Raw genomic sequence first — 13,203 nt, 5'->3', positions numbered from 1 at the left:
TTGCCGCAAAACCTGCCATTTTCCGTAGGACGTAAACGCAAGATTCATGCTTTCAGCCACCGAAGTGATAACTCACATCCAGCCACCACTGCCGCCCGTACGGGTCATAGTTGCCCGTCGGGTAATACGGCCACCCCGCCGAATCATCGTGTTTAACCTGATTGAGCACGTTGTTCACGGTCAGCCCGACACTCGCCCGGTCATTGAGCTTGTAACGCGCACTGGCGTTGAACACCGTCCACGGTGACAGGCGCCCGTCCTCCGCGCCGTTGGTGACCGAACCGTAACGAATGCCCATCAGCGTCGCCGTGGCTTTCTGGTAATCCCAGGTCAGGCTGGCGTTGACCTTGCTGCGCCAGTCGTGATTGGTGCGTGAAGTGCGCCAGTCTTGCGTGGGTGCTTCTTCCGATTCCTTGTAGTAATGCGAAAGCACCAAGGTGTAGCCCAGCGCCGAACTGAACGCGCCGTACTGCCCGGCGCCCCAGCGGATATTGCTCTTGAAATCCAGACCACTGACCCGCTCGCTGGCGGCGTTGATCGCGTTGATCCGCACGCGGTTCAACTGGTTCGGATCGACCGCCGCATTGCCAGCGTTGCGATCGATGCGCGCCAGGGTCGATTGGCAATTGGCCGAGTTGATGTCCTGCGTGCCGTTGCGGCATTCGTTTTCCTGCTGCAGCAAGCGGTTTTCGTCGACGGTGGTTAGCAAATCGTCGATCTCGACCCGCCAGAAATCCGTGGAGAGATCGAAGTTGCGCGAGGGCGACCAGACAAATCCGTAGGTCCACGATTTGCCGCGTTCCGACTCAAGGTCCGCCGTGCCGCTCTGGGTGTAATTGACTTGCCCGCGATCACAGGCGCCCGGCACGCCCTGGCTGCAACCGTAATAATCGATCTGCGCCGGGGAGTAGCCGTTGCTGTCGGCCTGATAGATGTAGTTCAGATCCGGCGCGCGGAAACTGGTGCCATAACTGCCGCGCAACAACAGGCTCGTCACCGGGCGCCACTCAAGCCCCAGGTTGTAGGTTTTCTGCTGCTCGGTGCGGCCGCTGAATTTGTATTGATCCCAGCGCCCGGCGGCGGTCGCCAGAATCGTGTCAGTCAGCGGAATACTGAACTCGCCACCCGCCGCATAACGCTTGCGCGAGCCCCCGGAGCTTTGCTGTGGGCTTACGCCGTAGAACGTGCCGTCGTTAAGGCCATCATCCGGGTCGACACGGTATTGCTGCTTGCCCGCCTCCAGCACCCCGGCGAAGCCCACGGGGCCGGCTGGCAGATCGAACAGGTCACCGTTGACCGCAGCGTTGTAGCTGGTCGATACCGACTTGCTGCTCTGGGTCAGGTTGCTGCGAAACTGCTGCCACTCCTGCGGCGTCAGTGGCCGGTCGAGCCGTGAGGCGTCCGGGGCGAACACCGGATAACCGCCGCTCACACCCAACTGCGGGCCGAGGTAGAAATCCTGAATCGATGACAGCGGCCTGTAGCGGGTCGTTCCGACGCTGCGATACTCCGAGCGATTGGCCGCCAGATCGTAACGCCAGCCGGTGTCGGCGATCTTGTCGGAGAGACCCAGGGTGCCGGTCCACGAGGTGTCGCGCCACTTGCTGTTGTTGCTGGTGCGCCCGCCGATCTCTTCCTCACCGAAACGGCGATACCAGCGTTCCAGATTGCCGCTGTTCTGGTTGATGAAGTCTGGCGAGGTGAAGGTCGGCCCACGCGTGTTGTTCTGGATGTGGTCGAGGCCGTACATCAAATCGGCGAAAACCTGGCCGCTGTCGCTGAAATGCCAGGTGCCACGGCTGTAACCGTCGTAGTTTTCCTTCTGGGTCTGCACGGTCCAGTAATCGTTGTACATCTGGTCGGTGCGGCAGCGCCCGCCACTGTTGAACAGCTTGTTGTCGAAGGTGCCCTGATAAGCGCCGCAACCCGGTCCCAGATATCGACTGTTGCTCAGGTCGCGGCGGTAACCGACATCCGCCAGCGGGCCGTTTTGCATAAAGCCACGGTCGTCGGCCCAGATGGGATCGCGGTGGGTCAACTCCAGACCGAACAAGCCGTCAAAATCCCCCCAACTGCCGCCACCACTGATCTGCAAGCGTTGATTGTCGCCACCGCCGCGTTCGCTGGTGCCGCCCTTGAGGTTGACGTCGACGCCATTGATCTTGTCCTTGAGGATGATGTTGACCACGCCTGCGATCGCATCCGAACCGTAAATCGCCGAGGCGCCGCTGCTGAGGATTTCGATGCGTTCGATGACCGCCGACGGAATGTTCGCCAGGTTAGTGAAGTTGACCTTGCCGTCGTACGGTGTCGGATAATCGGCGACGCGCCGGCCGTTGATCAGCACCAGCGTATGGTTCGGGCCGAGGCCGCGCAGGTTGAGTGCGCTAGCCGCTGGTTGCCAGGTATTGCCGTAATCTTCGCCTTGGGTCATCCCGGTGTTTTGCGTTTGCGTCGCCAAGGCGTCGTAGACGTTTTTATAGCCGCGCGCTTCCATTTCTTCGTGGGTGATGACGTTGACCGGCGTGGCGCCATCACTCTGCGCACGGGCAATGCGCGAACCGGTGACGGTGACTTTTTCCATGTGGTAATCGGCGCTGGTGACCGGTGCCACGGCCGTGACTTTCGCCGGCGCATCGGCTTGGCGAACGGTCAGGCCCTGAGCGCTTTGCTCGACTTGCAGACCACTGCCGAGCAGAGCCTTCTCCACCGCCTGACGGCCACCCAAAGCTCCGCGCACCGCAGCGCTGCGTTTGCCCTGGACCAGTTCCTGACTAAAGGAAATCGGCACACCGCTCTGCCGCGAGATGTCCAGCAGCACTTCGTCGAGCGGCCCGGTGCCGATGTCGAAGGTGAACACCGCCGCCGCAGGTTCCTGAGCGACCGCCACCAGTGGACTGAGGCCCAGTGCCAACGCAGCGGCAAGGGTCAATCGAGGTAATTGTTGTTTGAATGAGAACATCGAAGGGTTTCCCTGTTAGAGGCATCTGCAGGGAATGAGCAGCGGGCCGGCGCTTTTTATAGGGCCGCGATTAGGCCAAGAAGTCATATCCCTATAACCGGAAACCGGGCCATCCCATTCAACGCCAGGCCCCGTAGGAGCTGCCGCAGGCTGCGATCTTTTGACTTTGGTTTTTCTCAAGCAAAGGCAAGATCAAAAGATCGCAGCCTGCGGCAGCTCCTACAGAGTTGAGGTAGCGGCTGGGCGGGGGTCAATGCTGACCCAGTACGGGTTGTGCCAGGTCACGCGGATCGGCAGCGAGCGTTCCAGCAGTTGCAACGTGCGATCGCTGTCGTCGAGCGGATAGAGGCCGCTGAGGCGCAGATCCGCGACTTGCGGACTCAGGTGGAGGATGCCGCGACGGTAGCGGCGCAGGCTCTCGATGACCTCGCGCAAAGGCCGGTCGCGCACTTCCAGGCGACCTTGCACCCAGGCACTTTCGTGGCCGTTGCTGCGCTCCAGCGACAACAGCCCGGCGCCGTTAAACAGCAGACTCTCACCGGCCGCCACCACTTGCCGCGCGCCACTTGCGGTGAGCACTTCGACCTGCGAGTGGAGCATCACCAATCGCGTCGCCTCCTCGCTGTATTGCACGAGAAACTTCGTGCCCAGGGCACGCATGCGACCGTGCTCCGTCTCGACCACAAAGGGCCGCGCCGGCTCTTTCGCCACGTCGACCAGCAACTCGCCACTGCGCAACGCGAGCAAGCGTTGCTGAACATCGAACAGAGGCACCACACGACTGCGCGCATTGAGGGTCAGCGTACTGCCGTCCGCGAGCGTGAAGTCACGCCGTTCACTGGTCCCGGTCGCCAACTCCCCCGCCTCCGGCAACCAGCCGTAGCGCCGTCCGAGCAACCCGGCCAGCAGCGCAATGCCGAGCACACTCAAACTGCCGCTGATAAAGCGTCGACGGCTCGACGGCGCATTGAGGCTGTGCAGCAAACTGCTGCGCGGCACACTGCGCAGGTTCGGGTTGCGCAGCAGGCTCAGGCCGCCGCCCATCTGCTCGATGACCTGTTGATGGCGTGGATCGGCAAGCCGCCAGGCCTCAAACGCTGCCCGCTCAGCCATGCCCGCCTCGCCCGACTGCAACAACGCCAGCCATTGCGCTGCCTCGTCGATCACCGCCTCGTCCGGCCTCATGCCTGCATCGCCTGATAGCAGCGCTTGAACGCCTCGACCATATATTGCTGCACGCGGCTGGTGGACACGCCGAGCTGCTCGCCGATCTCGCTGTAGGTCAAACCGTCGAGCTGGTGGCAGAGAAACGCCGCTTTGGCCTTGGCCGACAGGCCATTGAGCAGGCGATCCACTGCCAGCAGCGCTTCGATCACCAGCGCGCGTTCTTCCGGGGATGGATGCACCGGCTCCGGCGCCAGCGCCAGGCTTTCCAGATAGGCGCGTTCAAGGTCCTGACGGCGCCAGCCTTCGTACACCAGCCGCCGGGCGATGGTGGTCAGCAGTGCCCGTGGTTCGCGAATGGCCGCCGGGTCCGGCAGTGCCAATACCCGCAAAAAGGTTTCCGAGGCAATGTCCTGCGCACTGTGCGGGCAACCCAGCGTGCGGCCAACGGCAGCGCAGAGCCAGCGATAGTCCTTTTGAAACATCTGCCCGATGATCTGGTAATGCGGGTTGTACCCACCCATGCCTTGCTCCCTGAAACGGGTCCCACCCGCTGCGAAAAACCATCGTTCTGCCGGGATCGTCCGGCTCTGATCAGGCGCGACTGTGCAATAGCCTCGAAGACATTTGAAGTAATAAAAAATCAGCACAAGCAAACCATTAAACATAAGCCGCTTCGTCGCCGCAGAAACATTGGCTGACACAACGTTGACCTCGATCACTGGCGTGTGGGCAGTCACTGATTAATCTCGCGGCTCCATCGAAAGCCAGGGACGGCTCACCGAGAGCCCACGGCTGATCCCACTCAAGGAAGAGCAAGCATGCGACCACTCAACATCATTCTGCTGTCGTCGGCCTTTAACGGCCTGACCCAACGCGCCTGGCTGGAACTGCGCGAGGCCGGACACTCGCCCAGCGTTGTGCTGTTTACCAATGAACAGGCGGTGTGCGAGCAGATCGAACACAGCGGCGCCGATCTGGTGATCTGCCCGTTCCTCAAGGACCGCGTCCCCGAGGCGCTGTGGAGCAATGCCCAGCGTCCGGTGGTGATCATTCATCCCGGCATCGTCGGCGATCGCGGCGCCAGTGCCCTCGACTGGGCGATTACCAATGAGCTACCGAGCTGGGGCGTCACAGCGCTGCAAGCCGTCGAGGAAATGGACGCCGGCCCGGTGTGGGCCACCTGCGAATTCAACCTGCCAGCGGGCCTGCGTAAATCCGAGCTGTACAACGGCCGGGTCAGTGACGCGGCGATTCGTTGCATACGCGAAGTGGTGGAGAAATTCATCGAAGGGTTTGAGCCGGTTGCCCTGGACTATGCCGATGCGAAAGTGCGCGGGCGCTTGCAACCGAACATGAAACAGGTCGACCGCAGCTTCAGCTGGCACGACTGCGCACGCTTCATCAAACGCTGCATCGATGCCGCCGACGGCCAGCCCGGCGTGCTGGCGAGCCTGGCCGGCGGTCAGTATTACGTGTACGACGCGCACCTCGATGCGCGCAGCGGCATGCCCGGCGAGATTCTTGCGGTGCATGACGATGCGGTGCTGGTCGCGGCGGGTGATCAAAGTGTGTGGATTGGTTCGCTGCGCCGTAAACCGCTACCTGGCGAGGAAACCTTCAAACAACCGGCGCGGCACCTGTTGGCCGGGCAACTGGACGATGTGCCGGTGCTGGACTGGTCGATTGCCACGCAGCCGTTCAGTGACGAAGCGTATCAACCGCTTCGTTATCGCGAATCCGGCAACGTCGGCGAACTGACCTTCGAGTTCTACAACGGCGCCATGAGCACCGAGCAATGCCAGCGCATGGTCGCCGCGCTGCGCTGGGCCAAGTCCCGTGATACCCAGGTGTTGCTGATCAAGGGCGGGCGCGGCAGTTTTTCCAACGGCGTGCATCTGAACGTGATTCAAGCCGCGCAAGATCCCGGTGCCGAAGCCTGGGCGAATATTCAGGCAATCGATGACGTCTGCGAAGAACTGCTGACGGCCCGGCAACTGGTGGTCAGCGGCGTCACCGGCAACGCGGGCGCCGGTGGCGTGATGCTCGCACTGGCGGCGGACATTGTGTTTGCCCGCGCCGATGTCGTGCTCAATCCGCATTACAAGAGCATGGGTTTGTACGGCTCCGAATACTGGACTTACAGCCTGCCCCGCGCCGTCGGCCCGGCAATGGCGGAGCAATTGACCCAGGCTTGCCTGCCGGTAAGCGCGGTGCAGGCGTGGCAACTGGGTATGGTTCAGGAAATCGGCCCGCGCTGCCCGGATGAGTTTGCCCTGTGGTTGCTGCAACGGGCCAACGGCGTGTTGAGCGATTCGACCTATGCGGCGGTACGCGAGCGCAAGGCGCGGACTGATCAGGTGTTGATCCGCCAATGCCGTGACACCGAGCTGCAAGAGATGCAGGAAGACATGCTTTACGACCGTAATCAATTTGCCGAGAAGTGCCGACACTTTGTCTACAAGCGCAGGGTGTGTGGCACGCCGGCGCGGTTGATCGAGGAGTGGGCGCGGGGGCGTTTGACCGAGTTGGCCAGTTGATTTTGGCGGTGACTGCATTTCCCCTCACCCTAGCCCTCTCCCAGGGGAGAGGGAACCGACCGAGGTGTCTGGCGCCCTGCATCGACCTGAAAAATCGGGTCGATTATGGATTCAACGCTGATCGTTCAAGTCGGTGTATTTCTTCAATATCCCCCAATCAGTCCCCTCTCCCTTTGGGAGAGGGTTAGGGTGAGGGGCTTTTGCCTTTACAATGCGCCCACCTCAAACACCGGCCCGCTCATGGACATCGATCTCGCTCGCACCTTTCTGGAAATCGTCCGTCATGGCAGCCTCGCCGCGGCCGCACAGAAGTTGTTCGTCACGCAAACGGCGATCACCGCCCGGGTGCAGAAACTCGAAAGTCAGCTGGGCAGCACGCTGTTCGTGCGCAACCGCGCCGGGGCGAAACTGACGCCCAATGGCGAGGCCTTTGTGGTCTACGCCAATCAACTGGTGCAGACCTGGGAGGCCGCCCGCCGCGACCTGCCGCTGCCCGAGGGTTATCACAACGTGCTGCACATCGGCGGCGAGGTCAGCCTGTGCAACCCGTTGATGCTCAGTTGGGCGGCGGAGCTGCGCGAGAAAATTCCCGGGCATGCCCTGCGCATGGAGATCCGAGACGGCGAAAACCTGCTGCGCCAGCTGGAACTCGGCGTGCTCGACGCCGCACTGGTCTATCAGCCGGAATACTGGCCGGGCTTGCAGGTCGAGCAAGTGCTGGAAGAAAAACTGATTCTGGTGCGCGCGGTCGATCGCCCCGATCCCTACGTCTACATCGACTGGGGCCCGGACTTCCGCCGACAGCATGACGCCGCCCTGCCGGAAAAAGCCAAAGCGGCGCTGAGTTTCAACCTCGGCCCGCTGGCCCTGCAATACATTCTCGAACACGGCGGCAGCGGCTACTTCCGCACCCGCGTGGTGCGCACGTATCTGGAAAGCGGCGCCCTGGAAGCCGTGACCAAAGCTCCGGAATTCGGCTACCCGACTTACCTTGTCTACTCACGCGATCGCGATTCGGCGACGCTGCAGCAAGCCTTCGACCTGCTGCGCGAAGTGATCCGCACCGATGACGACTGGTCACAACGCTGGAACCCCTTGAGCTGAATCGGCAGCATTACACCGGAGCATGGCGCATGTGCCATCGAGGTCCGGCCTGCACAAACGGCCGGATCGGCTAATCTGCCGGGTATAACAACAATACCCGCAGGTGACGCAGTGAGGCAGACCACCGAGATATTTCGCAGCCGCTACCGCGCGGCGATTCATCCGCTGTACAACCCGTGGCTGCACGGTGCCTTCGTGCTGTTGTTCGGCGTGCTGGCCATGGGAGCATTCTGGGGGCGCGTGCAGCAGGTCAGTCCGCTGGAGTGGCTGACGGTGCCGCTTACCCTGCTGTTGTTCAATTTCGGCGTGTACATGGTCCATCGCCATCTCGGCCACCAGAAAAAAGCCTTCGCAAAAATGTTCTACGCCCGGCATGCGGGCGATCATCACAGCTTCTTCACCCCCGGCCACATGACCTACGACAGTGCGCGTGACTGGCGAGTGATTCTGTTCCCGGCGTGGCTGATCGTGCTGCACACCCTGGTGATTACCCTGCCGCTGTGGTGGCTGATCGCACAAGCCAACGCCAACGTCGCCGGACTGTTCGGCGGCTGCATGGTCCTCGGTTATCTGACTTACGAAATATTCCATGCCTGCGAACACTTGCCGCCGCGCAACCCGCTGACCCGTCTGCCGTGGATCCGCCAGATGCGCCGTCTGCACGAATTGCATCACCGCCGCGAGCGCATGCAGGAGCGCAACTTCAACATCGTCCTGCCGCTGATGGACTACCTGTTCGGCACCCTGTACTGGGAGCCGGAAACCGCCCCTTTGAGCTATTCGAGAATGCCCATGACCCGCCTGCAGCACACGATCGATATCGCTGGCGACCCCATCGCCGTGCTGGCCTACGCCGCCAGCGTCGGTCGCTGGCCGGAGTGGCACCCCTCGTCGCTGAAAATCGACGGTCCCCACGGCCCGCTGCATGCCGGCGCGCACTTTGAAGAGGACATTCATGCCGGCGGTCGTGAAGGCCATTTGAGCTGGGAAGTCACCGAGTATTTGCCCGGTCGGCGCTGGTGTGCGCGAGCGCAAGGCGATCATGGCTTGTCGCTGTTGCTGACCTATGAATGCAGCGCTGAAGGCAGCAGTACGCGATTTGTGCGCACACTGGACTATCGCTTCGACGGTCTGGGCATGCGCATCGCCAATCGCTTGTTACTCAAACGGCGCATCGAGCGCGAATCCGCTGCGTCGATGCTGGCGCTGCGCGACATGGCCGCGCAATACCTGTCATCGACGAGGGCCAGCGCGTGAAGCTGCGACATCTGCTGCTGTTGCTGATCCTCATCGTCATCGCGTTCTTGTTGTTGATGCCCACCAAAGTCGAACCCGTCGCCTGGAAACCGCCGCCGGCGCCCTCGCTGACAGAGGGCACCTTCGCCGAGAACCAGAAACTCATAGGCGCAGCGCAGGTCGGGCCGAGCGACATCGAAGGGCCGGAAGCCTTGCTACTGGAGAGTGACTTCTTGATCACCGGGCTGCACGACGGTCGCCTGATTCGCACCAGCCTCGACGGCCAGCAGCGCAAAGTGCTGGCCGACACCGGTGGCCGACCGCTCGGATTGGCCCGGCATCCGAACGGCATGCTGGTCATCGCCGATGGGGTCAAGGGCTTGCTGTCCCTTGATGCGCAGGGGCAGTTGATCCCACTGACCACGGCGGCCAACGGCCTGACATTTGGTTTCACCGACGACGTGGCCATCGACAAGTCCGGGCATTACGCCTACTTCAGCGATGCTTCCAGCCGTTGGGGCTATGGCCACGACGGCGAGGCGATCATCGAGCACGGCGGCGACGGACGTCTGCTGCGCTATGACTTTCAGAGCGGTAAAACCAGTGTGCTGCTGGACAAACTGGAGTTCGCCAACGGCGTGACCCTCGGCCCGGACGACGCTTATGTGCTGGTCAACGAAACCGGCGCCTACCGCATCAGCCGTTATTGGCTGACCGGGCCGAAAGCCGGCACTCACGACCTGTTCATCGACAACCTGCCGGGGCTGCCGGACAACCTGGCGTTCAATGGCAGCAATCGGTTTTGGGTGGCGTTGTATGCGCCGCGCAATGCCTTGCTCGATGGCACGGCCGGGCATCCATTCGTGCGCAAGATGATCGTGCGGGCATTGACGGTTTTGCCTAAGCCAGTGGAGAAACGCGGGTTTGTCTTGGGGCTGGATCTTGAGGGCAAGGTGATCGCCAATCTGCAGGACGCGAGCAGTGGCAATTATTCGCCGATCACTACGGTGCGCGAGTATGGGCCGTGGTTGTATTTCGGCTCGTTGAAAGCCACAAATATGGCGCGGATGCCGTTGGATGCGGCCCTGAAGTGAATCTGAAAGTTTTGTGGTGAAGGGGCTGACGCCATCGCGAGCAGGCTCACTCCTACAGGGGAATGCGTTTCAACTGTGGGCGCGAGCTTGCTCGCGAAGACGGTCTGTCAGTTACTGGACTTGTCGAACTTGTCCGGATCTTCGTCCTCAGGCAGATCCTCGTCCGGCTCTTCAGGATTGGCCGTGGTATGCGCCGGGCTGTTGGGTTCGGGATGCGTGGGCACGGGGTCGAATGCGCCCTGCTCTTCACTGGGGAATTTGGGATCGTTCATAAGGCACCTCGTAAAGAGTCGGTAAAAGAAGACTCTGAACATTCGAGGTGCCGGTCGTGGCTGTCGTTCCAGTCAATCCGCAACCGTAGGTCGGCGGATCACCTGGGCGTCAGGATCGCGCTTGTAACTGCTCGACGATCCTGTCTTTGACTTGCAGGCGCTTTTCTTTGAGTTTTTTCAGTGTGTCGTCGCTGGGAGCATCCGAGGTGGCAGTCTCGGCCTTGACTACGTCGGCGTCCGCCTGGGAATACTTGTTGATCAGTGCGTCCAGATGTGGATCCGCGGTGCGTTTTTGCTGGATCTCTTCCTTCGTAAGCTTCAAGTCCTGTAACAGATCATGGGTCACCGGCATGGAACACCTCCGTCAGTTGATCGGCTGGCCAACGCGACCGATTGCGCTGGCCAGTTATCAGAATGGCCTCGGTTGGGCGCTTCTGTCGACCACCTGTCAGACCAGCGGTGTCCGTTCGTCGCCCTGTCGCAAATGCGATCAAACCTTTATTCGCCGCATGGCCTCCATTGGTTAACACCAACAAAAACTGCGTGGAGATGCACCTATGGACGGATTCAACCTGCGTCATCTGGTTCTGGCTGTCGCTTTGAGCAGCGGCATGGGCAGCGCGTTCGCTGCGACTGACAATAATTTCGTCGATAACGCCGCAGCAGGTGGCATCGCCGAAATCGAAACCAGCCGTCTGGCTCTGGAAAAAAGCCAATCGGCTGACATCAAGACGTTCGCCAACATGATGATCACCGATCACGGCAAGGCCAATGACGAACTGGCGAGCATTGCCAAGGCCAACGACATTAAAGTCCCGGACACCACGACCCTGGTCAAACAGGCCAAGGAAAAAATTCTCGACATGCGCGATGAATCCTTTGACGCCGCTTACGCCAACAATCAGGTGAAGGCGCACGAAGAGACCATCGAACTGTTCAAGAAAGAAGCCAATACCGTGACGGATGACAAGGTAAAAGGCGCCCCTGAATTGAAGGCGTTTGCGCAGAAAATGCTGCCGGCGCTGGAGAAACATCTGGCGGCAGCGAAAGAACTGCAGGCCAAGCATCCGAGCAAGTAAAAAGCCTTACCCTCACCCCAGCCCTCTCCCGGAGGGAGAGGGAGCCGACCGAGTTGGATGTCCTAGTTACACCGACCTGAAATTTCGGCTTCGAACTGAAGTTCTGCAGTGGAACTCCGGTTTTGAACATCCCCCAATCGGCTCCCTTTCCCCTCGCCCTTTGGAGGAGGGAGAGGAAGCCGGCCGAGTTGGATGTTCGAGTTACACCGACCTGAAACCTCGAGTTGAACCTGATTTTTGAAAGGCACCGAGATCGGCTCCCTTTCCCCCTCGCCCCCCCTGGGGGAGAGGGTTGGGGTGAGGGGGATCGATGTCAGCCACACCACCAGACTCAAGCAAAAAAAAAGGCCGCATCCAATAGATGCGGCCTTGTCATATCCGCCAAAATCAACCGCCATCGGTATCAATATCAGCATCGGTCTCCTCACCCGGCCCCGCCCGATCCGGTGTCGGTTTAAAGCCCGGGCTGAACTCATTGTCGTTGTCGGTATGTTTTTGCTTCTGATCCACCGCGGGGTCGGCACTCTGCGCCTGCTCTTTTTCGCCCTGCTGCTGCGTCGGCGCCGGCTGCCCCGGCACCTGCGGGTCGATTGCCGGATCATTGCGGTTGATCGGTTCGCCAGATTGGCTCTGCTTCGTTTGCTCGTTCATGGCCACCTCGTTGGTCAAACACCCCCGACGCACATCCGCCGGGTGTTAAAGATTCGAAGCCTGCCCCGCGCCAACGTTCAAAACATCGCCGCTCGCCTTCACGCATACTAGAGTTATCGGGACGCTGCTCGCACCGGATCAAAAAAATACGTGCAGGAGCGAACAACTATTTCGAACGGCAAATGTCGATCATTTCGCGGCGATCATTTTCACGACCGCCCCCCCATTCGCGACGGAGCAACAGGCACATGGCAGCACTGCAGAACAGCACACTCGATGCGATGAAAAACAAACAAGCGCAACTGCTGAGTGAGTGGATCAACGGACTTCAAACCAGCGGCGCCACGCGCAATCTGAAAGACCACGACCTTCAGCAGCAAACCGGCGAATTTCTGCAGCTGGTGGTCAACGGCCTGGAAAGCGACAACGGCACCAACATCAATGCACCTGGCTGGGAAGCGACGCGTCAGTTTCTCGACAAGCTGTCCCACAGCCGCGCCCTGCTCGGCCAGGATTCGCAACAGACCGCCAGTTTCATCTTCGCCCTCAAAGGGCCGTTGTTTAACCTGCTGCAGAGCCATTACAACGACCAGCCTGCGCTGCTCGCCGAGCAACTTTGGGAAGTCTCCGAACTGCTCGACGCGTTCGGCATGCACACCATCCGCACCTTCCAGAAATCCCGCGAGGCGGTGATCAAGCGTCAACAGGAAGAACTGCTCGAACTCTCCACTCCGGTGGTCAAGCTGTGGGACGGCGTGCTCGCCCTGCCAATGATCGGCACCCTCGACTCCCAGCGCACGCAAGTGGTGATGGAGTCGCTGCTGCAACGCATCGTCGACACGGGTTCGGAAATCGCCATCATCGACATCACCGGCGTGCCGACCGTCGATACCCTGGTCGCCCAGCACCTGTTGAAAACCGTGACCGCGATCCGCCTGATGGGCGCCGACTGCATCATCAGCGGTGTGCGTCCGCAGATTGCCCAGACCATCGTCCACCTCGGCCTCGACCTGCAAGGCGTGGTGACCAAGGCCAATCTGGCCGATGCGCTGAAACTGGCCTTGACCCGTCTGGGTGTCAGCCTCGTCAAGACGGTATAAG

Annotated in this window: 13 protein-coding genes; 7 read left to right on the top strand and 6 right to left on the bottom strand. The window is 60.8% G+C overall.

Translation table 11 applies throughout. The features are described 5' to 3' along the window. Positions 1-52 precede the first annotated feature (52 nt). The 3 genes from P3G59_RS13230 to P3G59_RS13220 all read right to left on the bottom strand — a co-directional run bounded on the left by P3G59_RS13230 (position 53) and on the right by P3G59_RS13220 (position 4,650). Positions 53-2,962 carry a TonB-dependent receptor gene (locus P3G59_RS13230; protein WP_277761903.1) on the bottom strand — a complete coding sequence of 970 codons (2,910 nt, stop codon included), beginning with the start codon at positions 2,960-2,962 and terminating at the stop codon, positions 53-55. A gap of 219 nt (positions 2,963-3,181) precedes the next feature. Beyond that, a complete protein-coding gene (locus P3G59_RS13225) occupies positions 3,182-4,147 on the bottom strand; it encodes a FecR family protein (protein WP_277761902.1) in 966 nt (321 codons plus the stop codon). Beyond that, positions 4,144-4,650 (bottom strand): sigma-70 family RNA polymerase sigma factor, encoded by a 507-nt coding sequence (locus P3G59_RS13220; RefSeq protein ID WP_277761901.1) that lies wholly within the window; start codon positions 4,648-4,650, stop codon positions 4,144-4,146. The genes P3G59_RS13225 and P3G59_RS13220 overlap by 4 nt, the downstream gene beginning before the upstream one ends. Before the next feature lie 297 nt (positions 4,651-4,947). Between P3G59_RS13220 and P3G59_RS13215 the strand changes: the two genes are divergently transcribed. The 4 genes from P3G59_RS13215 (at position 4,948) to P3G59_RS13200 (ending at position 10,100) form a co-directional block, all read left to right on the top strand. After that, entirely contained in the window at positions 4,948-6,666 is a 1,719-nt protein-coding gene (locus P3G59_RS13215) for a hydrogenase maturation protein (RefSeq protein WP_277761900.1), read from the top strand. Between the two features lie 240 nt (positions 6,667-6,906). After that, positions 6,907-7,770, top strand: coding sequence for a LysR family transcriptional regulator (locus P3G59_RS13210; RefSeq protein WP_277761899.1), 864 nt, complete (start codon positions 6,907-6,909; stop codon positions 7,768-7,770). A 111-nt stretch (positions 7,771-7,881) separates the two neighbouring features. Next, on the top strand, positions 7,882-9,027 hold the full coding sequence (locus tag P3G59_RS13205) for a sterol desaturase family protein (protein ID WP_277761898.1): 1,146 nt from the start codon (positions 7,882-7,884) through the stop codon (positions 9,025-9,027). Further along, positions 9,024-10,100: an SMP-30/gluconolactonase/LRE family protein gene (locus P3G59_RS13200; RefSeq protein WP_277761897.1), complete on the top strand. Its 1,077-nt coding sequence runs from the start codon at positions 9,024-9,026 to the stop codon at positions 10,098-10,100. Before P3G59_RS13205 ends, P3G59_RS13200 begins: the two co-directional genes overlap by 4 nt. Positions 10,101-10,207: 107 nt before the next feature. Here the strand turns inward: P3G59_RS13200 and P3G59_RS13195 are convergent, their stop codons facing one another. Both P3G59_RS13195 and P3G59_RS13190 read right to left on the bottom strand, forming a co-directional pair. Continuing rightward, positions 10,208-10,372, bottom strand: a complete 165-nt coding sequence (locus tag P3G59_RS13195) for a hypothetical protein (protein WP_007912545.1) — start codon at positions 10,370-10,372, stop codon at positions 10,208-10,210. Between the two features lie 109 nt (positions 10,373-10,481). Continuing rightward, positions 10,482-10,724 carry a DUF465 domain-containing protein gene (locus P3G59_RS13190; RefSeq protein WP_277761896.1) on the bottom strand — a complete coding sequence of 81 codons (243 nt, stop codon included), beginning with the start codon at positions 10,722-10,724 and terminating at the stop codon, positions 10,482-10,484. Here P3G59_RS13190 and P3G59_RS13185 point away from each other — a divergent pair. Continuing rightward, on the top strand, positions 10,723-10,899 hold the full coding sequence (locus P3G59_RS13185) for a hypothetical protein (RefSeq protein ID WP_277761895.1): 177 nt from the start codon (positions 10,723-10,725) through the stop codon (positions 10,897-10,899). The two genes, P3G59_RS13190 and P3G59_RS13185, sit on opposite strands and share 2 nt — an antisense overlap. A gap of 30 nt (positions 10,900-10,929) precedes the next feature. After that, positions 10,930-11,451 carry a DUF4142 domain-containing protein gene (locus P3G59_RS13180; protein WP_277761894.1) on the top strand — a complete coding sequence of 174 codons (522 nt, stop codon included), beginning with the start codon at positions 10,930-10,932 and terminating at the stop codon, positions 11,449-11,451. Positions 11,452-11,838: 387 nt separating this feature from the next. Here P3G59_RS13180 and P3G59_RS13175 read toward each other — a convergent pair whose 3' ends face one another. After that, positions 11,839-12,102 carry a hypothetical protein gene (locus P3G59_RS13175; protein ID WP_277761893.1) on the bottom strand — a complete coding sequence of 88 codons (264 nt, stop codon included), beginning with the start codon at positions 12,100-12,102 and terminating at the stop codon, positions 11,839-11,841. 248 nt (positions 12,103-12,350) lie between these two features. Between P3G59_RS13175 and P3G59_RS13170 the strand changes: the two genes are divergently transcribed. Further along, positions 12,351-13,202: an STAS domain-containing protein gene (locus P3G59_RS13170; RefSeq protein WP_277761892.1), complete on the top strand. Its 852-nt coding sequence runs from the start codon at positions 12,351-12,353 to the stop codon at positions 13,200-13,202. The last annotated feature ends 1 nt before the right edge of the window (position 13,203 follow it).

It is taken from the genome of Pseudomonas sp. A34-9 (genome assembly GCF_029543085.1).
Lineage (GTDB): Bacteria > Pseudomonadota > Gammaproteobacteria > Pseudomonadales > Pseudomonadaceae > Aquipseudomonas.
Note: the sequence above shows the minus strand (reverse complement) of the source record. Positions and strands in the feature narration are given on the sequence as shown.

Excerpts from the sequence above, each read along its gene's own strand:
- P3G59_RS13230 (WP_277761903.1), bottom strand. The coding sequence starts at position 2,962 with ATGTTCTCATTCAAACAACAATTACCTCGATTGACCCTTGCCGCTGCG.
- P3G59_RS13225 (WP_277761902.1), bottom strand. The coding sequence starts at position 4,147 with ATGAGGCCGGACGAGGCGGTGATCGACGAGGCAGCGCAATGGCTGGCG.
- P3G59_RS13220 (WP_277761901.1), bottom strand. The coding sequence starts at position 4,650 with ATGGGTGGGTACAACCCGCATTACCAGATCATCGGGCAGATGTTTCAA.
- P3G59_RS13215 (WP_277761900.1), top strand. The coding sequence starts at position 4,948 with ATGCGACCACTCAACATCATTCTGCTGTCGTCGGCCTTTAACGGCCTG.
- P3G59_RS13210 (WP_277761899.1), top strand. The coding sequence starts at position 6,907 with ATGGACATCGATCTCGCTCGCACCTTTCTGGAAATCGTCCGTCATGGC.
- P3G59_RS13195 (WP_007912545.1), bottom strand. The coding sequence starts at position 10,372 with ATGAACGATCCCAAATTCCCCAGTGAAGAGCAGGGCGCATTCGACCCC.
- P3G59_RS13185 (WP_277761895.1), top strand. The coding sequence starts at position 10,723 with ATGGAACACCTCCGTCAGTTGATCGGCTGGCCAACGCGACCGATTGCG.
- P3G59_RS13190 (WP_277761896.1), bottom strand. The coding sequence starts at position 10,724 with ATGCCGGTGACCCATGATCTGTTACAGGACTTGAAGCTTACGAAGGAA.
- P3G59_RS13180 (WP_277761894.1), top strand. The coding sequence starts at position 10,930 with ATGGACGGATTCAACCTGCGTCATCTGGTTCTGGCTGTCGCTTTGAGC.
- P3G59_RS13175 (WP_277761893.1), bottom strand. The coding sequence starts at position 12,102 with ATGAACGAGCAAACGAAGCAGAGCCAATCTGGCGAACCGATCAACCGC.
- P3G59_RS13170 (WP_277761892.1), top strand. The coding sequence starts at position 12,351 with ATGGCAGCACTGCAGAACAGCACACTCGATGCGATGAAAAACAAACAA.